The organism is Amycolatopsis albispora (assembly GCF_003312875.1).
GTDB classification, from domain to species: domain Bacteria; phylum Actinomycetota; class Actinomycetes; order Mycobacteriales; family Pseudonocardiaceae; genus Amycolatopsis; species Amycolatopsis albispora.
In genome coordinates this window covers 4,713,275-4,735,761 of sequence record NZ_CP015163.1, presented here as the reverse complement: position 1 = coordinate 4,735,761, position 22,487 = coordinate 4,713,275, and the positions used below count along the sequence as shown (strand labels likewise).

Genomic DNA, 22,487 nt, shown 5'->3' with positions numbered 1-22,487 from the left:
GGGGGCCGTTTCCCCACCCGCCTTTGCGTGTTAGATGAGGAACATGGCTTCCGGACACCAGCACGGCCACGGGCACGGCCACACGCACGACGAGATGGACTGGGCGGCGCGGGCCGATCGGCTGAAGGTGGCCGACCACCTCGCCGCCGAGGCCTATGCCGAGGTCGCGAAGCGGCTCACCGCGAACCTGCCCGCCGAGCCGACCGTGATCGACATCGGTCCCGGCGCCGGTGGCATGAGCGCGGCCTTCGCCGCCGAGCTGCGTTCCCGCGGTGGCGGCACCGTGGTGCTGGTCGATGCCGTCCCGGAACTGCTGGCTTTGGCCGAAGCCGCAGCCAAGGAGCACGGTGGTGACGCCGTCACCGTCCAGACCATGCTCGGTGACGCCGCCGAGGTCGACTTCGCCGAGTTCCGCGCGGATCTCGTCTGGGCTTCATTCGTGGTGCACCACCTCCCGGACCAGCAGGCAGCATTGGCGCGGATCGCTTCGGCCGTCCGCCCCGGCGGGCTGCTCGCGGTCAGCGAAGGCGGGCTCGAACCGCAGAACCTGCCGTGGGACCTGGGAGTCGGTGAGCCAGGGCTCGAGCATCGGCTGCACGCCGTCCGCGCCAAGTGGTTCGCTGCGTTGCGTGCCGGAATGGACGGCGTCGTCCGCATGCCCTACGGCTGGGGAACCGCGCTGGCCAAGGCCGGGCTCACCGACGTTGGCAGGTTCAGCTACCTGGTGGACCAGCCGGTCGCCCCGAATTCCGACGTCGCCGCGTATGTGGTCGAGCGCATCAGGTTCATGGCCGAGATCGCCGGGGACGACCTCGACGAGTCGGACCGGGACGCCATCGCCCGTCTGCTCGACCTCAACGGCCCCGACTACGTGGGCGCGCGAGACGACCTCTTTGTGCTCGACACCCGAACCGTGCACCACGGGCGCGCGGGATGAGTGCCGAGGAGCCGGTGGTCTGCTCCCGCTGCGGGACGCGGCAGGGTGACGACCCGGCGCAGGCGCTGACCTGGTCCACGCAGGTTGAGCGGGGTGTCCGGCGGTGGCTGTGCCCCGAGTGCGCCCGGACCCATGTCCGCGACATCGAGGGCAAGCTGCCCGACGAGTACTGGTGATCACGAGGCCACCCGAGGGCGCAGCCTGGTCACCGCGCGGACCGGTGGCCGTCGGCGCGCTGCCGCCGCGGCGAACGCGCTGACCAGCTGACGGGCGACCGACGGTATGTCCGACAGTTTCTCGTGCGCGGTGCGAACGAGCACCACGCCCGCGGCGGTCATCGCGAGGTAGCCCAGGTGTCCGCGGCGCTCGTTCGGCGGCACGCCCACCTGCCAGCCCAGCGCGATGTCGTCCCACCAGGCGTCGACCTGGCCGATGCCGTGCCCAGCCGTGTCGCAGACCGTGACGTTCCACTGCGGAGGTGGCAGCGGAACGTAGCGGAGCAGTAGCTTGGCCTGGCCGTTGCCCTGCGTGCAGGCCGTGCCGTTGAGGTGGCGCAGCATCGTGCGCACCCCCGCCACCCCGCGCTGGCCGCCGCTGAACGTCTCGGCGGTCAGCTCGTCGAGCCCGCACAGTCCGAAGTAGACGGTCCTGGACAGCACGTCGCGATGCCGGTCTTCGTCCGGTTCGCGGCGGGCGGCGTCCACCGCCGCCCTGGCGGGCGGGGCGTAGGGCAGGCCGTTGAACCAGACCGGTTCGGGCAGTTTCGAGCTTCGTTCGATGATCAGGCCGGCGTGCACCGCTCTTCGATGAGCGGGGACGAGCAGGTGGATGGGCGACGGCGGTGGCAGCCCGACGCCGTGTGCGTTCAACGAGTCGATACCGGTGATGATCGTGCCGGGACCCAGGTGCGCGACCGCGGCGCGAAGCAGCTGTGAGCGCGTGGGCTCGGTGTTGCTGAGCAGGACGGTGCTGGTGAACAGCCGCCGCCAGGGACCGCCGGGACGGCAGCGATTGCTGATGGCGGACGACGACAGCCCGGCCGTGCGCAGCTCGTCGACGGTCAGGATGTTGTCCCTGGCGATGGTGCGGAGCTCGGCCAGTGCGAGGTTGTTGAGGCGGGTCATGGCTTTGAGCGTGGCCCGGGGTGGAGGGCGGGGCCATGGCCGCGGGGAAATGTGGACAACTTGGCGCGCGAGTGGTGACTTCTGCCAGTTCGGCCGGAAACTGTGGATAACTGAGCAGCCGCCGCGGCGACGGCTGGCGTGCGTTGGTCGCGGTGAGGTAGACCTTGAATTGCCGGCGCGCTCGAGCGCCGGAGGATGATCGGTCGCAGGGAAGACGCCGGTGGGCGCGGCTGACCTCGAACGAGTTGAACGCGCGCGGCGGGCTCGGGCCGCGAACGCACTCAGACGATGTGGTGAGAGCGCAGGCAGACGCAAAGGACCTGGACGAGGCCATGCCGAGTTGCGAATGGGCCCAGGCAATTGAAATGGGCGGCCGCGCCCGGGCCGCGGAATGAGCGGCGGATGGACCCGGTAGTTGGTTGTGGGAGCGGGTGCCGCCCTGCTTTGGGGTGCAGGGCGCTGGTTGTGGCTGGACGCGGGATGGGGTCAGTCGGCGAAGCCGGGCTGCCAGTGTTCGACGATGGAACGGAGGGCGATTTCGGCGTCCAGCTGGCAGAGGATGCCGACGGCGCCGGCGGTGACGCGGTGGATCAGCAGCCAGTTCGGCGGCAGGTTCAGCGAGCGGCCGGTGCGGAAGTCCTGGCCGCGCGTGTCGCCGAGGCGGCCGGCCTGCTTCTGGGCCCAGCGCCGGGTGAAGTGGAAGCGTTCGGTGGTCAGCGGTGCCACGAACGGGGCGAGGTAGGCGTGCACGTCGTCCGGGTCCAGTGTGGTGCCGGCTCGGACGAAGCCCTCTTGGCGCAGGGCTTCGAGCAGTTTGACCGATTCGCCGTCCAGGGCCAGGCGCATGATCACGCCCAGCATGGGCGGCGCCCCGTGCGGCAGGCGGGCGACGGCGCCGAAGTCGATCACGCCGAGCCTGCCGTCGGCCATCAGCATGAAGTTGCCCGGATGCGGATCGGAGTGCAGGAGATGGGCCCGGACCGGTGAGGAGTAGTGGAATTCGGCGAGCAGCCTGCCCGCTTCGTTGCGCTGCTCGGTGGTGCCTTCGGCGATGATCCGGGACAGCGGCGTGCCGGTGATCCACTCGGTGACCACCACCTTGGGAGCACTGGCCACCACCTTCGGCACGAGGACCTGGTCGTCGCCGTCGAAGGCCTTGGCGAAGCCGCGCTGGTTCTCGGCTTCGGAGCGGTAGTCGAGTTCCTCGTCCATCCGCTCGGCCAGCTCGGCGAGCAGCGGCTTCACGTCGGTGCCGGGAACGAACGCCTGGAACAACCGGCTCAGGCGCTGCAACTGACGCAGGTCGCTGCGCAGTGCCTCGTCGGCGCCCGGGTACTGGACCTTCACGGCGACCTCGCGGCCGTCGTGCCAGACCGCGCGGTGCACCTGGCCGATGCTCGCCGAGGCGGCGGGCTCGTCGCTGAACTCGGCGAACCGCTCGCGCCACGACCGCCCCAGCTGTTCGGCGAGCACCCGGTGGGTCTGCCGGGCCGGCATCGGGGGTGCAGCCGACTGCAGCTTGGTCAGCGCCTCGCGGTACGGCGCGGCCATCTCGTCGGGCACGGCCGCCTCGAACACGCTCAGCGCCTGGCCGAACTTCATCGCGCCGCCCTTGAGCGTGCCGAGCACTTCGAAGAGCTGCTCGGCGGCCTTCGCCGAGAGCGTCGCGTTGACCTCGTCCGCGCTCTGGCCGGTCAGCCGACGGCCCCAGCCGCCGACCGCGCGCCCGGCGATGCCGAGCGGCAGGGAGGCGAGCTTGGCCGTGCGAGCGGCAGCTCGCCTTGGCATTGCGGCGTCTTCGGCATGGTCGCGGGAGTCGGTCACCTAGCCGATTGTGCCTTGTCGATCTCGAGGCGCGCAGCCGTTGAGCGGAGTCAGTGTGTGCTACGCCGCACGTCGTACGCGACAGCGCTCAGCATCCGGGTTCGACCGCACCACAACCGCAGTCCGGGTGCGGCGACCAGTGGCGTCGGCGCAGCTTGCCGGTGTAGGTGTCCAGTTCGAGCACTCCGTTCCAGGTCGGCGGGGGTTCCTGGTTCGGGTGCAGCACGCGCAGCGCCTGCCGGGTGGCAAGCCCGGCGACGGCGTAGACGTTGGCCGCGTCGGCCTCCTGCTCGCGGCCCGCCAGCTGCCCGGCGACCGTCGGCCAGCTCGAATCGGCGCCGGATCGGTACAGGTCGGCGCAACGCAAGCAGCTGCTCCGGCCCGGATACACCAGCGGGCCGACCAGGCCGAGGCCCTCACGCACGCGCACGACCAGGTGGGGAAGGCCGTCCGCGTGCAGCTCGCTGACCATGTCCGGCGCGGGTACTACGGCATCGGTGATCAGCACCAGCTCCGGCAGGCGGCGGTCGGTCAGCCTGGTCGTCTTGACCGCGTGGCTCACCCGGCGGATCGCCGCGACGACCGCGTGGCGGCGCTCCGCACCGAGATCGGCCTCGGTGTAGCCCGTACCGAGGTCGCGGTCGGTGACATGACCGCGGGTGCGCACCTCGATGTGGCCGACACCCGCCTGGGCAAGCAGGGTCGCCGTCGCCACCGCGAGCCGTCCACCGCCGCGGATGGACACCGCGCACTGCGCTCGCTCCCGAGCCAGCTCGCTGGTGCTTCGCTTCGTGCGAAGGGACCAGAGCGCTGTCTCCGCCGAGGCGTTCAGCGGGCCCGCCGGGCCGGCGTCCTCGATCAGGCCGAGGCGGGTGAGCTTGGTCAGCAGCAGGCGTAGCTGCTCGACCTCGTCGCTGCCCGCGAGGTTGAACAGTTCGGTGGTGGTGTGGGTGCCGTCCATCGAGCGCAGCACCTCGATCAGCGCCGGGCTGAGATCGGTGGCGACGACCCCGTGCCTGGGGTCCAGGCCGATCTGAACCTCGCCTCGACCGCGGTCGAGCACGGACAGGCCGGGCAGCACGCGGGGCCGCGGGGGCAGGGTCAGCTCGTGGGTGGGTGGATTGATCATGTGACTGAGCGTGCGCCGGGTGCGCTAAGAGTCCACTAAGAACGAGCCGAGTTGTCCACAGGCTCAACTACTTGTGGACAACTCGGGCGATGTGACCCGCAAGCCATCGGAGTTGTCGGTCTCTGGCCGTACCTTTGTCATGTGGCCGACGCACGGGTGCCCTCGCCGAGGAGCCGGGAACACAGCAAACTCGCACAACCGAAGATCGAAGTACGCAGGAGCAAGCGGCGACGGCGGACCGTCACCGCCTACCGCGAGGGTGAGACGCTCGTCGTCCTGATCCCCGCGCTGATGACCAGGGCCGAAGAGGCGCACTGGGTGGCGGAGATGCAGCGCAAACTGCAGCGGACCGAGCTGCGGAGAGCATCGCCTGCCAGGGAGTCCGACGCCGCACTGCTGGCCAGATGCGCCGAACTGTCCGCCCGCTACCTGGACGGGGAGGCGAATCCGGCGGTGGTGCGCTGGGTGCCGCCGATGCGGACCAGGTGGGCGTCCTGCACGCCGGCGGACGCCAGCATCCGGGTCAGTGAACGCCTGCGGGACGTGCCGCCGTGGGTGCTCGACTACGTGCTGGTGCACGAGCTTGCACACCTCAAGGTCGCCGCGCACAACGCCGAGTTCTGGGCGCTGGTGCGGCGGTACCCCAAGACCGAGCGGGCGATCGGCTACCTGGAAGGCCTGTCCGCCGCCGCGGGGCTGGGCATCGCGGCGGAGGACTGAGCGGGCGCGCGGCCAGGCCCTTAGGCGGGCAAGTGAGCCGTGGTCGGGCAGACGGCAGGCGGGCGAGCCGTCGGCAGGCGAGCCGTGGACGGCAGGCCGCGGGCAGGCGAGCCGTGGACGGGCTCGGTCAGGCAGGCCGCGGTGGGCGCCGTCGGCGGGCGTGATCGGCGGGCAGGCCGCGGGCAGGCGGGCCGCAGACAAGCCGTGCGTGGCCGGGCCAGCCGTGGCTAGGCCAGTCTCGGGGCGGGCCTAGCCACGGGCGAGTTGTGCGCTGGCGGCTGGCCGTGCGCGGGCAGCCGTGGATGGGCGAGCCGTGGGCGAGCCGTGGGCAAGCCGTGCGCGGGCGGGCTGGCCGTGGCGGGCAGGCCGGTGGCTTGACCAGCCTCGGGGCGGGTGAGCTGCGGGCAAGCAGTGCGCTGTGGGCTGGCCGTGGGCGGGCAAGCCGTGCGCGCGGGTAGGCGAGCCGAAGGGCGGGCGAGTCGCGGGCAGGCCGTGCGTGGGCAGGCCGCGCCGCCCGGCTAGCCGTGGACGGGCGGGCCGTGGGTGGGCGAGACCCCGGGGTGGGCTAGCCGTGCGCGGGCACGTCGTGGGCGGGTGAGGGCTGGGCGGGAAGGCTCAGCTCTCGTCGCCGGGGGTGTCTGGCTTGTCCTGCTCGCGCTTTTCGTCCGCGGCGCGCTGGGCTCGTTCGACCTCGGCGATCGGGTCGGACTCGGTTTCGCCTAGGCGTTCGGAGAAAGCCATCGGGTCGTCCAGGTCGTCCGTGGTGGGCATCAGGTCCGGGTGCGACCAGAGGTTGTCCCGCTGTTCGATGCCGTGGGTGTCCCCGACCAGCTTCCACAACGCGGAGGCGGCCCGCATGCGGCGCGGGCGCAGCTCGAGCCCGACCAGCGTGGCGAAAGTCTGCTCGGCGGGACCACCGGTCGCGCGGCGGCGGCGCAGCGTCTCGCGCAGCGCGTCCGCGCCCGGCAGACGGTCGCCGACGGCCTCGGCGACCACCACGTCGACCCAGCCTTCGACCAGGGCGAGCAGGGTTTCGAGGCGGTTGAGCGCCGCCTTCTGCTCCGGCGTGGTCTGGGGCTCGAGCAGCCCGGAGGACATGGCCTCCTCGATGCTCGACGGGTTCGACGGGTCGATCCGGCCGGCCAGCTGCTCCAGTGCCGAGGTGTCCACGGTGATACCGCTGGCGAACTCCTCGACGGTGGCGAGCAGGCGCTGCCGCAGCCACGGCACGTGGGCGAAGAGCCGCTGGTGCGCGGCCTCACGGGCGGCGAGGAAAACCAGCACCTCGCTGCCGGGCCGCTCCAGGCCCTCGGTGAACTTCTCGATGTTCGCCGGGAGCAGGGCGGAGGTGTTGTCCGGGCCGAGGGGCAGCCCGACCTCCGTCGAGGTGAGCACCTCGGAGGCGAGCTGGCCGAGCGCGCTGCCGATCTGCGAGCCGAAGGCCATGCCGCCCATCTGGCCCATCATCGACAGGAGCGGGCCCGCCGCTTGCTTGGCCTCTTCCGGCATGGCCTCGACCCAGGCACCGGAGACGCGCTTGGCCACCGGGTCGCACAGGCGCTGCCAGGTGGGCAGGGTCTTCTCCACCCAGTCACGGCCGGTCCAGGCCACCGTGGTGGTGGCGCCGGCGGGCAGGATGGTCGCCGCGTCCAGCCAGAGCTCGGCCAGGTGGGCGGCGTCGCGAACGGCTGTCCCGGAGTCGCCCTGCGCGGCGAAGCCGATCGTCACCTCACCGCTGGAACCCAGCTGCTGGAGCGCGATCTGCTTGGCGAGGTCGTAGTTCACCGGGCCCGTCGAACTGCCGGCCTGGCTGAGCATCTGCCCCAGCTGGGAGAGCATCTGCCCCAGCTGGTTGAACGCGTCGGCGCCCTGGCCGAACTGACCGCCTGGATCGGACGGGTCGTTGTCTCGACGCTTTTCGGGATCGGGAGGTCCGAAGCCGAACGGGGGTTTGCTCATACGTCCACCGTACGCGGGTCACCCGCGCAGCACCTCGTCACCGTGCGTCGTTCTCGCACGGCTGAGGCGGTTCCGTGACCCGAAACGCGCGCCTGGGCCGGGTGACCGCCGATGGTCACCGTACGCTGTCTCCTCGTGAGTGAGTCGCGCGACGAAACCACGGCCCAGAAGACCCGTCCGGGTGTCCCCGACCCGTACGTGTGGCCCGCGGCGGAAGCAGACGAGGCCGGGCACGGCCTGACCCGGCGCGGCTGGACGCTGGTGCTGAGCAGTGTGCTGGTGCTGGTGTTCGTCGTGTGCGGGCTGTTCGTGCGGGTGCCGTACGTGGCGCTGGGCCCGGGGCCGACCTACGACACCCTCGGCCAGGTCGACGGCGTGCCGGTGATCGAGATCAAGGGCCGCCAGACCTTTCCCACCAGCGGCGAACTGCGGATGACCACGGTTTCGCTGACCGACGAGGTCTCGCTGTTCGAGTCGCTCGGCTACTGGGTGAGCGGCCGGTACGCGCTCGCGCCGCGTGAGGAGTACTTCAAGCCGGGGGAGTCGGACGAAGAGGTCAAGCAGCAGAACGTCCGCCAGTTCCAGGACTCGCAGAGCAACGCCGAGGTGGCCGCGCTGCGCAAGCTCGGCGAGCCGGTGAAGGTGCTGGCGAAGGAAGTGGTGGCGGGCAGCCCGGCCGACCACGTGCTCGCCGCGGGTGATCGGCTGCTGAAGGTCAACAACACCGACATCACCAGCGAGGAGAAGGTCCGGGAGGCGCTCGCGGGCACCCGGCCCGGCGAGACCATCCAGATCACCTTCCAGCACGAGGGCCAGCCCGCCCGCACCGAATCGCTGACGCTGGCGCAGAACCCGGACCCCGCGCGCACCGAGGGCTTCATCGGCCTGGCGCCGATCGAGCGCGCCGACGTGCCCTACGACGTGTCGATCACGCTGCAGGAGGTCGGCGGGCCGTCGGCCGGGCTGATGTTCGCGCTGGCCATTGTCGACCAGCTCACCGACGGTGAACTGGTGGCCGGCGAGCACGTGGCTGGCACCGGTGAGATCACCGAGCGTGGCGAGGTCAACCCGATCGGCGGGATCAGCTTCAAGGTGGTCGCGGCCCGTGAGGCCGGGGCGACCACCTTCCTGGTGCCCGCGCAGAACTGCGCCGAGGCGGCCGCGGCCGCGCCGGAGGGGCTGAAGCTGGTGAAGGTGTCCAACCTGGACGGCGCGCTGGCCGCGCTGGAGGACCTCAAGGCGAACCGCCCGGCACCGTCCTGCTGAGCGACCGCACCCGTGCCGTCCCGCTGCGAGGCCTCGTCCGGCGGCGGCTCGGCGGAGAGGCCCCGCCGGTGGCGCTCCGGCTGAGCGACTCCGCTCGGCGGCTCGGCGTTGTCCTGCTTAGGCCTACCCCGCTTCGGGGGCGAACGTGGCCTGGAGGGCGGCGACGAGGTTCGGCGCCAGCTCGGCGTTCTCGATGATCTCGTCGACCGGCTCGCCGTCGGCGCCCTTGAGCCCGCGCAGCCGCATCACGCAGGACGCCTCGCCACCCCGGAGCACGGCGGCGACCAGCCGGGCTTCCGTGCGGCGCGGGTGGTCCGCGGCGGCCTGGCGCAGCCGGTCGGCGTCGGATTCGCCGGCCAGTTCCTCCTCGGCGTCCGGCGGCAGCACGATGATCTCCTGGGCCAGCGCGCAGCCTGCCACCAGCTCCGGCCAGGCGATCTGGCCCAGCGCGTCGGCGAGGTCGCCCTCGGGCAGTGCTTCCTGCGCCACCGGGGTCAGCTCGGCGTCGGCGTCGAGCTGACCGGCCAGGTCGGGCTGCTGCGCGAGCAGTGCCTGGGTGGGCACCAGAGCGAACAGCTGCGGCGGCTGCTCCCAGCCGCCCGCCGCCACGAACTCCTCCACCTCGCGGGCCAGCGCGCCGACCCCGGTCGCGGGCTTCTCGCTCTCCGTCATGCGCACATCGTGGCAGGCTCGGTGACCGCGTTCTTATGCGCCCGGTTTGGGCGGTTCAGGGAACTCAGGAGGCCATCCGTAGAGTTAGGTATCCAGGGGCGGTCGGCGAGGATGCCGGTGCCGGTGCCCCGGAGTACCAGATCACGACAACAGGAGCGTGTGCAGTGGCCACTCGGCCCCCCGTGAGCCTGCCGAAACTGTCCAAGCGCAGCCGGATACTGCTGATCATCGCGGCCGTTGTCGTGCTGGCGCTGTTGCTGGGCGCGAGACTGCTCGACACCTACGTCGACTGGTTGTGGTTCGGCGAGGTCGGCGCCAGGAACGTGTTCACCACCGAGCTCTACACCCGGATCGGCCTGTTCTTCGCGGTGGGCCTGCTGGTCGGCGGCGCGCTCGCGCTGAGCCTGGCCATCGCCTACCGCACCCGGCCGGTGTTCGTCCCGGTGTCGGGCGCCGACGATCCGCTGGCCAGGTACCGCTCCACCGTGGTCGCGCGCATCCGGCTGTTCGGCATCGGCATCCCGGTGGCCGCCGGGGTGATCGCCGGCTTCTCCGGCCAGGACGCCTGGCAGCGCGTCCAGCTGTACTTCAACGGCACGAACTTCGGCCAGACCGATCCCGAGTTCGGCAACGACGTCGGCTTCTACGCCTTCGACCTGCCGTTCTACAACTGGCTGCTGGGCTGGCTGTTCGTCGCGATCGCGGTGGCCTTCATCGGCGCGCTGCTGGCGCACTACCTGTTCGGCGGCATCCGGCTGGCCGGCAAGGGCGGGCAGATGGCGGGCCCGGCGCGGGTGCAGCTGGCCATCACCATCGGCCTTTTTGTCTTGTTCAAGGCGGTCGAGTACTTCCTCGACCGGTACAACCTGCTGTTCTCCGACCGCAACGCGCCGCTGTTCTACGGTGCCACCTACACCGACCTGAACGCGGTGCTGCCCGCGAAGCTGATCCTGCTGTGCATCTCGGTGTTCTGCGCGATCGCCTTCTTCGTCGGCGCCTTCCTGCGCAACATCCAGCTCCCGGCGATCGCGCTGGTGCTGCTGATCCTGTCCGGCATCCTGGTCGGCGCCGCCTGGCCCGCCGTGCTGGAGCAGTTCTCGGTGCGCCCGAACGCGAACGAGAAGGAAGCGCAGTCGATCCAGCGGAACATGGACGCCACGAAGTTCGCCTTCGACCTCGGGGACGTCCAGTACGACAACTACACGGGCAAAACCACGGCCACCCCGGCCGAGGTGCGGGCGGACAAGGGCACCATCCCGAACATTCGCCTGCTCGACCCGGACGTGCTGACCCCGACCTTCACCCAGCGCGTCGGCCGCGAGAACTTCTACGGCTTCCCGGAGAAGCTCGACGTCGACCGCTACGAGGTCAACGGCAAGCGGCAGGACTACATCGTCGCCGCGAAGGAGATCAAGACCGAGGGCCTCGCCGAGAACCAGCGGACCTGGATCAACCGGCACCTGGTCTACACGCACGGCAACGGCTTCGTCGCGGCCCCGGCGAACACCATCGACCGCGCGGTCGGTGACGCCACCGGCGCCGGGCAGGGCAACTCCGACGGTGGTTACCCGGTCGCCACCACCAGCGACACGGTGAACCCGACCGGCTCGGGCATCCGGGTGGACGAGGCCCGCGTCTACTACGGCGAGCTGGCCACGGACTACGCGATCGTCGGCGGGCAGCCGGGCAAGGCGCCGGGTGAGTTCGACACCGCCTCCGACCGCAGCTACCTCTACAAGGGCACCGGCGGTGTGCCGATCGACGGCTGGTTCAACCGGCTGGTCTTCGCGGCGAACGAGGGGGAGCGCAACATCCTCTTCTCCGACGCCATCAGCGAAGGCTCGAAGATCATGTACAACCGCGACCCGCGGGACCGGGTCAGCAAGGTGGCGCCGTGGCTGACCGTGGACGGTGACCCGTACCCGGCGGTGATCGACGGCAAGATCCAGTGGATCGTCGACGGCTACACCACGATGAACAACTTCCCGTACGCCCAGCAGACCCAGCTGGGCGCGGCCACGCAGGACTCGCTGTCCGGCGTGGCGAGACAGCAGAACAGCTCGCTGAACTACATCCGGAACTCGGTCAAGGCCACCGTCGACGCGTTCAACGGCACGGTGAACCTGTACGCGATGGACGACAACGAGCCGGTGCTGAACGCGTGGAAGAACGTCTTCCCCGGGATCGTGAAGCCGAGCTCGGAGATCACGCCGAGCCTGCGCGAGCACTTCCGGTACCCGGAGGACATGTTCAAGGTGCAGCGCGAGCTGCTGACCAAGTACCACGTGGGCAGCCCGCAGGAGTTCTTCTCGACCCAGACGTTCTGGAGCGTGCCGCCGGACCCGACCAAGGACGGCGGGCTGGACCCGAGCGCGAACGGGCCGAAGCAACCGGCGTACTACGTGATGGCGCAGGCGCCGGGGGACACGAAACCGAAGTTCCAGCTGACCAGCTCGCTGACCGCGTTGCAACGGCAGTACCTCGCGGCGTGGGTGTCGGTGTCGTCGGAACCGGAGGACTACGGCCAGATCAGAGTCCTGAGGCTGCCCAGTGACGGCAGCAACCAGAACGACGGTCCGGTCCAGGTGCAGAACCGGTTCCAAAGCGACCCGGACTTCGCCGAGCAGAGAACGCTACTGGGGAACCAGAGCGTCAACGTGATCCCCGGCAACCTGCTGACGCTGCCGGTGGCCGACGGGTTCATCTACGTGGAACCGATCTACATCCAGCAGCGGAACGCGAACAGCTTCCCGCAGCTGGCCCGGGTGCTCGTCTCGTACGGGTCGAAGGTCGGGTTCGCGCCGACGCTGAACCAGGCGCTCGACGAGGTGTTCGGGCCGGGTACCGGTGAAGCGGCGACCGGGCCGGACCAGGAGGCACCGCCGACCACACCGGCACCGCCGCCGTCGACGGATCCGAACGCACCGCCCTCGACCCCGCCGTCGACGCCTGGGCAGGGCGTGCCGTTGCCGCCGAACACCGGCAACCCGCAGATCGACCAGGCGATCGCCGACATCGACGCGGCGCTGACCAGGCTCAAGGCGGCACAGCAGTCCGGTGACTTCGTCGCGCAGGGCCAGGCGCTGTCCGACCTGGAGGCGGCGGCCAACCGCTACGAGCAGGCCAAGGCGGGCGCGCAGCCGCCCGCCGGGGGGTGATGTCGGCAACCTTTGGGGCACCCGCTTTGCACCGCCGGGAAACCGCGGCGTAAGGTTGGTGTCACAACGCGGGGTGGAGCAGCTCGGTAGCTCGCTGGGCTCATAACCCAGAGGTCGCAGGTTCAAATCCTGTCCCCGCTACAGAGGGAAGAGGGTCGTGTCCGCGGACACGGCCCTCTTTCGTGTTCGCGGGGAGGTCGGGTGCGGGCCAGTCGCCTGGTGTCGATGTTGCTGCTGTTGCAGGCGCGCGGGCGCATGACCGCGCGCGAGCTGGCCGCGGAGCTCGAGGTGTCGGTGCGCACCATCTACCGGGACGCCGAGTCGCTGCACGCCGCCGGGATCCCGCTGTACGGCGACGCGGGCCCCGCGGGTGGGTACCAGCTGCTCGACGGGTACCGCACGCGGCTGACCGGGCTCACCGCCGCGGAGGCCGAGACGCTGTTCCTCACCGGGCTGCCGGGGCCGGCGGCGGAGCTGGGGCTGGCGGAGCTGGCGGGCACGGCTCAGCTCAAGGTGCTCGCCGCGATGCCGGAGGAGCTGCGGGAGCGCGCCGGCCGCATCGCGTCGCGGTTCCACTTCGACGCGCCGAGCTGGTATTCCGAGGCCGAGGAGACCCCGCACCTGGCGGCCGTCGCCGAGGCGGTGTGGACGCAGCGCGCGCTGCACGTCCGGTACCGCCGGTGGCGCGAGCCGCGGGACGTCGAGCGCACGCTCCACCCGTACGGTCTCGTGCTCAAGGGCGGTCGCTGGTACCTGGTGGCGGGCAGTGGTGAGCGGGCCGCCACGTACCGCGTGAACCAGATCCTCGAACTCACCGAAGGCGACCACTTCGAGCGGCCGCCGGAATTCGATCTCGCCGGGTACTGGGCGGCCTATCGCGCGGACTTCCAGACCCGGCGGCAGCGGGGTGCCGCGGTGATCCGGCTTTCGCCGTCGGGTGCCGAAAGGTTCCCGGACAACTACGCGGCCGATGTGGTCAGGGCGTTCGCCGAATCGGCCGGCGAGCCGGGGGAGGACGGCTGGGTGACCGGCACCATCCCGATCGAATCGACCGAACACGCGGCGGCCGAGCTGCTCCGGCTGGGGCCGGAGGTCGAGGTGCTCGAACCGCCGTCGCTGCGGGACCGGATCACCCAGCTCGTCGACGGCCTGTCACGGCTCTACGCCGACTAGGCCGTCACTGGTCCGTTGTGGACGTTCGGCGCAGCGGGCGCAGACCGGCCGGGTGCGCGCGTGGTAGGCCACCGCGGCGACGCCGATCCCGGCGCCCCAGCCGAGATAACCGAGCACCGCGAGCCAGAGGAACAGCGTGTGCTCGTCCGATTCGCCGGACACCGCGCGCACGACCAGTTCGACGAGGCCGAACGCGCCGAAGTAGGAGACCAGGCCGAGGGCGAACAACGCGGCGGGGATCAGCAGCACCAGGCGCGGCACCCGCCTGCCCGCCAGCGGGAGCACCCACCGCGGCCAGATCTCGCCCCAGCGGTGCACCAGCGCCAGCGGCAGCAGCGTGCCGCCCGCGAGCATGCCCACCACGAACAGCCACCACGAGGCGCTGAGGCCGATCGGGAGTTCGTCCTCCCAAAGGGATTGCGCGCCGAAGCGGAGGGCGCACCCGGCGACGGCGACGTATCCGGCCACCAGCGCCCAGCGCGGGCGGGTGGCGAGCCGGGTCACGCCGCCGATGCGGCCGCAGTCCGGGCAGGCGCCGCGAAACCGCCGTTGCCGGGTGAGCGTGAGCCTGGCGAACGCGAGGCCGGTCAGCGCGCAGCCGAGCCGGAGGAGGAACGGCTGGAGGGCGAACGGCAGCTCGAGCCCGGGCAGCGCGAGGGCGACCAGGTCGAGCACGAGCACGAAGCCCAGTGCCGTCAGTGCCGCCGCCACCGCCCAGCCCGCGGCGAGCACGGCCCGGTTCACCCTGGGTGTGAACGCCACCACCGCGCCGAGCACGCAGACGGCGGCGACGGCCCAGGCGGGGATCGCGGACAGGTCGGCGTTGCGGTTGCCGCCGGGCAGCGGCACGGAGAACCGGACGGCTCCATAGGCCAGTGCCCAGCAACCGAGCCCGACCGGCCAGCGTCGTGTGCTTGTCATGGGCTCAGCATCGGCCGCGTGCCGTTCCCGGCACTTCCACCGCGGGGGCGAGCGGCCTCCCTCTCAGGTCGGAGATCGGGCTTCTACCTGCGTAAACTGCGTTAAGTGCACCCGGTGTCGGCCAGTCGGGGCGCCCGGGGTAATCTTTTCTTACACAACAACGCGGGGTGGAGCAGCTCGGTAGCTCGCTGGGCTCATAACCCAGAGGTCGCAGGTTCAAATCCTGTCCCCGCTACCACGGGAAGAGGCCCGGTTCGTTTCGGCGAACCGGGCCTCTTCCTTTTTGCGACGCTCCGTGTCCGGCCGTGTGCCCGCGGTGGCGCTCGAGTCCATATTGGGCTGTAGGGGTGGCGTGTGGACAGTGCTTCTCGCACGTGGTGCGGCTCTTCGCACCTGGTGCAATTTTTGTGGACGTACGAACTCGGCTCACTCGACCGGTGCGCCGGTCGAACCACTGGCCGACCGTGCGGTGTGCGACTGTTTTGCCTGGTCAGCGTACTGCGTACAGCTGTCACCCCGGGTTGACGTTGGGTGTTCGTCCATTATGGACTCGGAGCTGCGCTAGGCCGAAAGGGGGTTTTCCGGCGGAAATGAACTAGCCATTGTGGACTCAACGGCTGGCCACTGTGGACAGAACTGCGGAGAAGTGGGAACGTAGAAGGCGTGTCCGATTTGAATGCAACAGCCGCAGCCCTGCTCGGTCTGCTCCACGACGGCCCGGCCACCGGCGGGCAGCTCGTCGCGGGAGCGGAGGAACGATTCGGCGCCTTCTTCAGCGTCACGCGCAGCCAGGTGTACCGGGAGCTCCCGGCGCTGGCGAAGGAAGGCCTGGTCCGTCTCGGCAAGCAGGGACCGCGCTCCAGCCAGCAGTACGTGATCACCGCCGCGGGCAAGAAGGCCTTCAAGGCCTGGCTGTCCTCCGACGCCGGACCCGACCACCTTCGCAGCCCGCTGATCCTCCGCCTGGTGCACGCCGGCAACCTGACGGCGAAGCAGCGCTCGAACCTGGTCGAGCAGGCCCGCGGCACCTACGCCGAGGAACTCGACGCGGCCAAGGCGGCGATCAAGGCGGCCGAGGACCCCTACGCGAAGGCGGTGGCCGAGTTCGGCCAGGCGCACGCGAAGGCGGCCCTCAAGCTGGTCGACGCGATCCCGCAGGCCTGAACCGCGGATTCGCGGCCGGTTGTCTGCGACCGGCCGCGACTCCCGGCGCACTCTGCCGTAACGTGGAGCGGCGTGAGCGCCGAGTTTGAAGCAGAGCTGAAGGACGTCGCCGGCACGCTGGCCCAGATCGAGACCGTGCTGGATCTGGACGCGTTGCGCGCCGATGTCGCCTCGCTGGAGCAGGAGGCGTCGAAACCCGATCTCTGGGACAACCCGGAGGCCGCGCAGAAGATCACCAGCCAGCTCTCGCACAAGCAGAACGAGCTGCGCCGGGTGTCCGAGCTGCGTCAGCGGGTCGACGACCTCGGAGTGCTCTACGAACTCGCCGAGGCCGAGGACGACACCGCCAGCAAGGCCGAGGCCGAGGCCGACCTGGCCAAGCTCCGGCAGGAGATCGCCGCACTCGAGGTGCGCACCCTGCTCTCCGGCGAGTACGACGAGCGCAACGCCGTGGTGACCATCCGGTCCGAGGCGGGCGGCGTCGACGCGGCCGACTGGGCCGAGATGCTGCTGCGCATGTACCTGCGCTGGTCGGAGCGGCACGACTACCCGACCGACGTCTACGACATCTCCTACGCCGAAGAGGCCGGGATCAAGTCCGCCACCTTCAAGGTGAGCGCGCCCTACGTCTACGGCACGCTCTCGGTCGAGCAGGGCACGCACCGGCTGGTGCGCATCTCGCCGTTCGACAACCAGGGCCGCCGCCAGACCTCCTTCGCCCACGTCGAGGTGCTGCCCGAGGTCGAGGAGGTCGACCACGTCGACATCCCGGAGAAGGACATCCGGGTCGACGTGTTCCGGTCGTCCGGCCCCGGCGGGCAGAGCGTGAACACCACCGACTCGGCCGTGCGCATCACGCACGTGCCGACCGGCATCGTGGTCTCCTGCCAGAACGAGAAGTCGCAGCTGCAGAACAAGGCGGCCGCGATGAAGGTGCTCCAGGCCAAGCTGCTGCAGCGCAAGAAGGAGGAGGAGCGCGCCGAGCTGAACGCGCTCAAGGACGGCGGCTCCAGCTGGGGCAACCAGATGCGCTCCTACGTGCTGCACCCGTACCAGATGGTCAAGGACCTGCGCACCGAGTTCGAGGTGGGCAACCCCAGCTCGGTGCTCGACGGCGACATCGACGGCTTCCTCGAGGCCGGGATCCGCTGGCGGAAGCAGACCGAGAACGCCTGAGCGGCCGCCGCACCCCGTTCGGGTGGTGGGCAACTTAGGCTTAACGGGTGACCTGAGTAGGATGGCGCACCGTGATCCGGCTCGAAGAGGTATCCAAGGTCTACAAGACCTCGACCCGACCTGCGCTCGAACGGGTGTCCGTCGAGGTGGACAAGGGCGAGTTCGTCTTCCTGATCGGCCCGTCGGGGTCCGGTAAGTCGACGTTCCTCCGGCTGCTCCTCCGCGAGGAGGTGCCGTCGCAAGGCCGGGTGATGGTGTCCAACTTCGACGTCGCCAAGATGGCCCGCCGCAGGGTCCCCCGCCTGCGCCAGACCATCGGCTGCGTCTTCCAGGACTTCCGCCTGCTGACCAACAAGACCGTCGCGGAGAACGTGGCGTTCGCGCTCGAGGTGATCGGCAAGCCGAAGCAGACCATCCGCAAGGTGGTGCCCGAGGTGCTCGAGCTGGTCGGCCTCGAGGGCAAGGCGGACCGCCTGCCCAACGAGCTCTCCGGCGGTGAGCAGCAGCGCGTGGCGATCGCGCGTGCCTTCGTCAACCGGCCGCTGGTGCTGCTGGCCGACGAGCCGACCGGGAACCTGGACCCGGACACCAGCCAGGACATCATGCTGCTGCTGGAGCGGATCAACCGCACCGGCACCACCGTGCTGATGGCCACCCACGACCACTCGATCGTCGACTCGATGCGCCGCCGCGTGGTCGAGCTGCAGCTCGGCCGGGTCATCCGCGACGACGCCCGCGGGGTGTACGGCGTCGGCCGCTGACCGCCGTACCGCCGCACCCTTCCCACCCCCGACCCCCAAGGGACAGCCACCCCGATGCGTGCCAGTTTTGTGTTCAGCGAGGTCGTCACCGGCTTGCGCCGGAACATCACGATGACCATCGCGATGGTCATCACCACGGCGGTTTCGCTCGCCATGCTGGGCGGCGGTCTGCTGATCGTCGGAACCATCGACAAGATGAAGACGAACTACCAGGACGACGTCGAGGTCACCGTCTACTTCACCGACGACGTCAGCGCCAGCGACGTGAACTGCTCGCAGCAGCTGTGCTCCGGGCTGCGCACCGAGCTGGACAGCAGGCCCGGCGTGGACTCCGTGGTGTTCGAGAACCGGCAGGACGCCTTCGAGCGGTTCAAGCGGATCTTCGAGGGCCAGCCGGAACTGGTCGAGCTGGCGCGTCCCGAATCGCTGCCCGCCTCGCTGCACATCAAGCTCGAGGACCCGAGCCGCAGTGACGTGATCGTCAAGGAGTACACCGGTCGTCCCGGGGTGGACAAGGTCGACGACCAGAACGTGTTCCTGGAGCGGTTCTTCAACGGGCTCAACGTGTTCCGGAACATCACCTTCGTGGTCGCGCTGCTGCAGGCCTTCGCCGCGCTCCTGCTGATCTCGAACACCATCCAGGTCTCGGCGTTCACCAGGCGCACGGAAGTCGGCATCATGCGGCTGGTCGGCGCCACCCGCTGGTACACCCAGCTGCCGTTCCTGCTGGAGGCGGTGGTCGCCGGCGTGGTCGGGGCGATCCTCGCGATCGTTTTCCTGCTGGTGGGCAAGATGTTGTTCTTCGACACGCTGCTGACGTCGGCGGGCGGGATCATTCCACCGGTGACCACACTGGACGTGTTGTTCCCGGTGGCGCCGATCCTGGTCGGGGTGTCGATCCTGATCTCGGCCATCACCGGTTACGTCACGCTGCGTCTGTACGTGCGCCATTAATGCCGGTGTCGTGCGCCTGAGAATCACGTAGAGTTGTCATCATGCCCAAAGAACGTGGTCACAAGGTGATCGTGTCGAACCGCAAGGCGCGGCACGACTACTCCATCCTGGACACCTACGAAGCCGGTCTGGTGCTCGTCGGTACCGAGGTGAAGAGCCTGCGTGACGGCAAGGCCTCACTGGCCGACGCGTTCGCCACGGTGGATGACGGCGAGGTGTGGCTGCGCAACGTGCACATCCCCGAGTACGTGCAGGGCACGTGGACCAACCACATGCCCCGCCGGACCCGGAAGCTGTTGCTGCACAAGGGCGAGATCGAGAAGCTGATCGGCAAGACCAAGGAGAGCGGGCTCAGCCTGGTCCCGCTGTCGATGTACTTCAAGGACGGCAAGGTCAAGGTCGAGCTGGCGCTGGCCAAGGGCAAGAAGTCCTGGGACAAGCGCCAGGACCTGGCCAAGCGCGACGCCGACCGCGAGGTGCGCAAGGCGATGGGCCGCGCGCTGAAGGGCCGGTACTGAGCGGCGTCGGCCCGGCCTCGGACGAGGAGGTACCGGGCTGGGTGCGTTCCCTGGGCCTGCCCGGGCTGGTCGACCTGCACGTGCACTTCCTGCCGGAGCGGGTGATGGCGAAGGTCTGGTCGTACTTCGACCAGGCCGAGCGCCACTACGGCACACCGTGGCCGATCCACTACCGGCTGCCGGAGGACGACCGGCTGGCGGTGCTGCGCCGGCTCGGCGTGCTGCGGTTCGCGCCGCTGGTCTACCCGCACAAGCCGGGCATGGCCGAGTGGCTCTCGGAGTGGGCGCTGGAGTTCGGCACCAGGGTGCCGGAGGCGGTGCCCACCGCGACGCTGTACCCGGAACCCACCGCCGCGTCCTATGTGGACTCCGCGGTGCGGGCCGGTGCGCGGTGCTTCAAGGCCCACGTCCAGGTCGGCGCCTACGACCCGCGCGACGACCTGCTGGACAAGGCCTGGGGCACGCTCGCCGACGCGGCCGTGCCGGTTGTCGTCCACTGTGGACACGGTCCGCTGCGCGGGGCGCACACCGGGCTGGACGTGTTCGGCGCGGTGCTGCGGCGGCACCCGCGGCTGACCGCGGTGCTGGCGCACGCCGGCATGCCGGAGTACGAGGAAGCGCTGGAGCTGGTGCGCCGGTATCCGAACGTGTACCTCGACACCACCATGGTCGGCGTGCCGTTCACCGAAGCGATGATGCCGAAACCGGCGGGCTGGGTGGCCAGCCTCGCCGGTCTCGGCGATCGAGTGGTGCTGGGCGCCGACTTCCCGAACATCCCGTACTCCTACGCGACCCAGTTGCGGGCCGTCGCCTCATGGGCGGCTGCCGACGACCGGCTGGGGGAGCAGTTCCTGCGCCGGGTGCTGCACGACACCCCGGCGCGCCTGCTGGGACTTGAGCCGTAGCGGCTTGCCAGCCAGCAGGAAGGCCGTGGTGACCAGGAAAACCCACGGCAGCGGGCCGTCGAGCTGACTGCCTCCGGCCGGGGTGGTGAACCCGATGGCGGCCAGGCCGAGCAGGCCGCCCGAGGCGAGCAGGCCGGCGACGGCCAGCTGCGCGGTCGGCGCGATCGGCCCGCGGTCGAGCTTGCGGATCTCGAACCGGGCGAACACGCGGAGCAGGCCGAGCAGCACCAGCCCGGTGGCGGCCAGCCAGAGCGGTGCCGCGGCGAACCAGGCCAGGCTGCCGGGTTCCGGGGTGTGGTAACCAAAACCGAGCACGGCGATCCCGGAGACGACCACCAGCGCGGGCATGTGCCACAGGTACACGCTCATGAAGCGCGGGCCGAGCCAGCGCAGGGCGGCCGCCACCGGCGGGCGCACGGCCCAGGTGTCGATCGCCGGGCGCAGCGCCAGCAGCAAGCCGATCTGCCCGACGGCCAGCGCGGCGAGCAGCACGCTCGGCGGGCTCATGTTCGACACCGGCGCGCCGGGCATGCCGATCATGCTCGCCGGGTACGGGCCGAAGGCGACCATCAGCGCGGTGATCCCGAAACCGGCCGCGGACATGGTCAGCGCCCCGCGCCTGCCGAGGTCGCGGAGGCGGCCGTCGGCGTAGTGGAAGCCGATCTGGTGCACGGCGAGCCAGACGAACACCGCGTTGGCGTAGCCGATCAGGCCGAAGTCGTTGAACCGCGCGACGTCCACCAGCACGCCCGCCACGGCCATCACCACCGGCACGCGCAGGCCCCAGCGCCGGTGCGCGGCCGCCATCAGCGGGGTGGCGAGCACGGTGACCAGGTAGACGGCGAGGAACCAGAGCAGCTGGGCGGCGATCGCGCCGGCCACCTCCAGCGGCTGTTCGGGAATGCCGAAGGCACGCAGCAGTTCCGGTACCACGAGCCAGACCATGAACAACGGCAGCGCGGGCAGCAGCAGCCGCTGCACGCGGGCGGCGAGCCACTCACGGCTGCTGGTGGCGGCGTTCAGCGAGAGCAGGTTCGCCGCACCACCGGCGAAGAAGACCAGCGGCATCACCTGGGACAGCCAGGTGATGATCCACCAGCCGGGCGTGGCCAGCGCGTTGCCGGTGGCCAGCTGCCCGTCCGCGTACCCGAGCACCGGCATCAGCCAGTGCTGGCCGACCACACCGGCGATCGCGGCGGCACGCACGACATCGAGGAAGAGGTCCCGTTTCGGCCGGGCTGTACTCGTCTGCATACCTGAAGAGCCTGGTCAAAACGGCCTTCCGGCACAGCGGGGCGAGCAGGCGTCTTCGGGTTCGGTTTTTCCTAGTTCTGCGGTGGGGTTGGCCCTACCCCGCCGGCCGGGCGCAGGCGGTACTCCCAGCCGTGCTCGGCGTTCCAGTCGAGTTCGTAGTGGGTTTCGATCTTCGGGCCGTCGTGCAGGTGCACGTGGCGCATCACGGTGCCGCGCACCGGCTCGGTGTCGCCGAATTCCTGGATCCGGCCGTCGAGCGGGCCGCCGAAGAAGCGGACGCACTCCTGGGGTCCTGCGGACAAGCCGATCTCCTCTCCGGCGACAGCGTCCGCTAATGGTAGGGGAGCTGATCCCCCGGTGCCGCCCTCAGACGGGTGAGCTTCGGTTACCAGACCGGACGCAAGGTCACCGGCCGCCGGGACGCGGCGTCACGCACGAAGGTGTGCAGATCCGCGCTGAGCTGGGCAAGCCGGTCCTCGCCGACGAGTTCCGCCCAGTGCGCCTCGGCGGCGCGGGAAAGGGTCACCACCCGTTCGATGCACGCCCATCCGCGTGGTGCCAGTGAGATCAGGCGACTGCGGCGGTCCACCGGGTGCGGGCGCCGCTGGACGTACCCGCGCTTCTCGAGTTCGTCGGTGAGCTGGACGGCCGCCTGCTTGGTGACGCCGAGGTGTTCCCCGAGTTCCACCGCGGTGACGCCGTCGGGGCGGTGGGAGAGGAACTGGAAGGTGAAGCCGTGTGCGGGCCGGACGTCGGCGAAGCCCTCGGCGGCGAGCTGCTCGTGGATGCCGTCCATGACCGCGCGGAAGGTGAGCGCGAGCAGGGCCGGGAGTTCTCCGTCGGCCATCGGGCACCTCCGCGATGTAGACAAG

At 70.3% G+C, this 22,487-nt stretch carries 21 protein-coding genes and 2 tRNA genes; 14 read left to right on the top strand and 9 right to left on the bottom strand.

Annotation, left to right across the window (positions count from 1 at the left end):
- Positions 1-43: 43 nt before the first annotated feature.
- Entirely contained in the window at positions 44-937 is an 894-nt protein-coding gene (locus A4R43_RS22280) for a class I SAM-dependent methyltransferase (protein ID WP_113694113.1), read from the top strand.
- Positions 934-1,113 carry a hypothetical protein gene (locus tag A4R43_RS22275; RefSeq protein ID WP_113694112.1) on the top strand — a complete coding sequence of 60 codons (180 nt, stop codon included), beginning with the start codon at positions 934-936 and terminating at the stop codon, positions 1,111-1,113. The genes A4R43_RS22280 and A4R43_RS22275 overlap by 4 nt, the downstream gene beginning before the upstream one ends.
- Here the strand turns inward: A4R43_RS22275 and A4R43_RS22270 are convergent, their stop codons facing one another.
- The 3 genes from A4R43_RS22270 to A4R43_RS22260 form a co-directional block, all read right to left on the bottom strand.
- A complete protein-coding gene (locus tag A4R43_RS22270; protein WP_113694111.1) occupies positions 1,114-2,061 on the bottom strand; it encodes a hypothetical protein in 948 nt (315 codons plus the stop codon). It lies immediately after the preceding gene.
- Between the two features lie 486 nt (positions 2,062-2,547).
- Complete coding sequence (locus tag A4R43_RS22265; protein WP_113694110.1) at positions 2,548-3,885, bottom strand: ABC1 kinase family protein; 1,338 nt, start codon at positions 3,883-3,885, stop codon at positions 2,548-2,550.
- A gap of 88 nt (positions 3,886-3,973) precedes the next feature.
- Complete coding sequence (locus A4R43_RS22260; protein ID WP_113694109.1) at positions 3,974-5,014, bottom strand: TOMM precursor leader peptide-binding protein; 1,041 nt, start codon at positions 5,012-5,014, stop codon at positions 3,974-3,976.
- Between the two features lie 204 nt (positions 5,015-5,218).
- Between A4R43_RS22260 and A4R43_RS22255 the strand changes: the two genes are divergently transcribed.
- Positions 5,219-5,734, top strand: coding sequence for a M48 metallopeptidase family protein (locus A4R43_RS22255; protein ID WP_113697795.1), 516 nt, complete (start codon positions 5,219-5,221; stop codon positions 5,732-5,734).
- A gap of 615 nt (positions 5,735-6,349) precedes the next feature.
- Here the strand turns inward: A4R43_RS22255 and A4R43_RS22250 are convergent.
- On the bottom strand, positions 6,350-7,693 hold the full coding sequence (locus tag A4R43_RS22250) for a zinc-dependent metalloprotease (protein ID WP_113694108.1): 1,344 nt from the start codon (positions 7,691-7,693) through the stop codon (positions 6,350-6,352).
- 135 nt (positions 7,694-7,828) lie between these two features.
- Here A4R43_RS22250 and A4R43_RS22245 point away from each other — a divergent pair, with 135 nt between their 5' ends.
- Positions 7,829-8,959 (top strand): YlbL family protein, encoded by a 1,131-nt coding sequence (locus tag A4R43_RS22245; protein WP_236808187.1) that lies wholly within the window; start codon positions 7,829-7,831, stop codon positions 8,957-8,959.
- Between the two features lie 123 nt (positions 8,960-9,082).
- Here A4R43_RS22245 and A4R43_RS22240 read toward each other — a convergent pair whose 3' ends face one another.
- Positions 9,083-9,631: a PPA1309 family protein gene (locus A4R43_RS22240; protein WP_113694106.1), complete on the bottom strand. Its 549-nt coding sequence runs from the start codon at positions 9,629-9,631 to the stop codon at positions 9,083-9,085.
- A 182-nt stretch (positions 9,632-9,813) separates the two neighbouring features.
- Between A4R43_RS22240 and A4R43_RS22235 the strand changes: the two genes are divergently transcribed.
- The 3 genes from A4R43_RS22235 to A4R43_RS22225 all read left to right on the top strand — a co-directional run bounded on the left by A4R43_RS22235 (position 9,814) and on the right by A4R43_RS22225 (position 13,962).
- Entirely contained in the window at positions 9,814-12,789 is a 2,976-nt protein-coding gene (locus A4R43_RS22235; protein WP_236808186.1) for a UPF0182 family protein, read from the top strand.
- 67 nt (positions 12,790-12,856) lie between these two features.
- A tRNA-Met gene (locus A4R43_RS22230) sits at positions 12,857-12,930 on the top strand.
- A 60-nt stretch (positions 12,931-12,990) separates the two neighbouring features.
- Positions 12,991-13,962, top strand: a complete 972-nt coding sequence (locus A4R43_RS22225) for a helix-turn-helix transcriptional regulator (protein WP_113694104.1) — start codon at positions 12,991-12,993, stop codon at positions 13,960-13,962.
- Here A4R43_RS22225 and A4R43_RS22220 read toward each other — a convergent pair.
- A complete protein-coding gene (locus A4R43_RS22220; protein ID WP_162788552.1) occupies positions 13,942-14,883 on the bottom strand; it encodes a hypothetical protein in 942 nt (313 codons plus the stop codon). The genes A4R43_RS22225 and A4R43_RS22220 overlap by 21 nt on opposite strands.
- Before the next feature lie 161 nt (positions 14,884-15,044).
- Here A4R43_RS22220 and A4R43_RS22215 point away from each other — a divergent pair.
- The 7 genes from A4R43_RS22215 (at position 15,045) to A4R43_RS22185 (ending at position 20,361) form a co-directional block, all read left to right on the top strand.
- Positions 15,045-15,121 (top strand) — tRNA-Met (locus tag A4R43_RS22215).
- A 425-nt stretch (positions 15,122-15,546) separates the two neighbouring features.
- Positions 15,547-16,047 carry a PadR family transcriptional regulator gene (locus A4R43_RS22210; protein WP_113694102.1) on the top strand — a complete coding sequence of 167 codons (501 nt, stop codon included), beginning with the start codon at positions 15,547-15,549 and terminating at the stop codon, positions 16,045-16,047.
- A 72-nt stretch (positions 16,048-16,119) separates the two neighbouring features.
- The gene (prfB, locus tag A4R43_RS22205) at positions 16,120-17,223 is read left to right on the top strand and encodes a peptide chain release factor 2 (protein ID WP_113694101.1); all 1,104 of its coding nucleotides are present in this window, start codon (positions 16,120-16,122) and stop codon (positions 17,221-17,223) included.
- A 71-nt stretch (positions 17,224-17,294) separates the two neighbouring features.
- On the top strand, positions 17,295-17,984 hold the full coding sequence (gene ftsE / locus A4R43_RS22200) for a cell division ATP-binding protein FtsE (protein WP_113694100.1): 690 nt from the start codon (positions 17,295-17,297) through the stop codon (positions 17,982-17,984).
- A 54-nt stretch (positions 17,985-18,038) separates the two neighbouring features.
- Complete coding sequence (ftsX, locus tag A4R43_RS22195) at positions 18,039-18,938, top strand: permease-like cell division protein FtsX (protein WP_113694099.1); 900 nt, start codon at positions 18,039-18,041, stop codon at positions 18,936-18,938.
- 41 nt (positions 18,939-18,979) lie between these two features.
- Positions 18,980-19,456 carry an SsrA-binding protein SmpB gene (gene smpB, locus A4R43_RS22190; RefSeq protein ID WP_113694098.1) on the top strand — a complete coding sequence of 159 codons (477 nt, stop codon included), beginning with the start codon at positions 18,980-18,982 and terminating at the stop codon, positions 19,454-19,456.
- Positions 19,457-19,497: 41 nt separating this feature from the next.
- Positions 19,498-20,361, top strand: a complete 864-nt coding sequence (locus A4R43_RS22185) for an amidohydrolase family protein (protein WP_335645096.1) — start codon at positions 19,498-19,500, stop codon at positions 20,359-20,361.
- On the opposite strand, the gene A4R43_RS22180 is transcribed toward A4R43_RS22185, so the two are convergent.
- The 3 genes from A4R43_RS22180 to A4R43_RS22170 form a co-directional block, all read right to left on the bottom strand.
- Positions 20,269-21,615 carry an acyltransferase family protein gene (locus A4R43_RS22180; RefSeq protein ID WP_113694097.1) on the bottom strand — a complete coding sequence of 449 codons (1,347 nt, stop codon included), beginning with the start codon at positions 21,613-21,615 and terminating at the stop codon, positions 20,269-20,271. The genes A4R43_RS22185 and A4R43_RS22180 overlap by 93 nt on opposite strands.
- A 71-nt stretch (positions 21,616-21,686) precedes the next feature.
- Positions 21,687-21,917 (bottom strand): hypothetical protein, encoded by a 231-nt coding sequence (locus A4R43_RS22175; RefSeq protein ID WP_113694096.1) that lies wholly within the window; start codon positions 21,915-21,917, stop codon positions 21,687-21,689.
- Between the two features lie 83 nt (positions 21,918-22,000).
- Positions 22,001-22,462 (bottom strand): MarR family winged helix-turn-helix transcriptional regulator, encoded by a 462-nt coding sequence (locus A4R43_RS22170; protein ID WP_113694095.1) that lies wholly within the window; start codon positions 22,460-22,462, stop codon positions 22,001-22,003.
- Positions 22,463-22,487: the final 25 nt, after the last annotated feature.

Bases quoted from the DNA above. Each gene is read 5' to 3' on its own strand.
- A4R43_RS22220 (WP_162788552.1), bottom strand. From the start codon at position 14,883: ATGACAAGCACACGACGCTGGCCGGTCGGGCTCGGTTGCTGGGCACTG.
- A4R43_RS22260 (WP_113694109.1), bottom strand. From the start codon at position 5,014: ATGATCAATCCACCCACCCACGAGCTGACCCTGCCCCCGCGGCCCCGC.
- A4R43_RS22270 (WP_113694111.1), bottom strand. From the start codon at position 2,061: ATGACCCGCCTCAACAACCTCGCACTGGCCGAGCTCCGCACCATCGCC.
- smpB (WP_113694098.1), top strand. From the start codon at position 18,980: ATGCCCAAAGAACGTGGTCACAAGGTGATCGTGTCGAACCGCAAGGCG.
- A4R43_RS22180 (WP_113694097.1), bottom strand. From the start codon at position 21,615: ATGCAGACGAGTACAGCCCGGCCGAAACGGGACCTCTTCCTCGATGTC.
- ftsX (WP_113694099.1), top strand. From the start codon at position 18,039: ATGCGTGCCAGTTTTGTGTTCAGCGAGGTCGTCACCGGCTTGCGCCGG.
- A4R43_RS22240 (WP_113694106.1), bottom strand. From the start codon at position 9,631: ATGACGGAGAGCGAGAAGCCCGCGACCGGGGTCGGCGCGCTGGCCCGC.
- A4R43_RS22275 (WP_113694112.1), top strand. From the start codon at position 934: ATGAGTGCCGAGGAGCCGGTGGTCTGCTCCCGCTGCGGGACGCGGCAG.
- A4R43_RS22280 (WP_113694113.1), top strand. From the start codon at position 44: ATGGCTTCCGGACACCAGCACGGCCACGGGCACGGCCACACGCACGAC.
- A4R43_RS22170 (WP_113694095.1), bottom strand. From the start codon at position 22,462: ATGGCCGACGGAGAACTCCCGGCCCTGCTCGCGCTCACCTTCCGCGCG.
- A4R43_RS22250 (WP_113694108.1), bottom strand. From the start codon at position 7,693: ATGAGCAAACCCCCGTTCGGCTTCGGACCTCCCGATCCCGAAAAGCGT.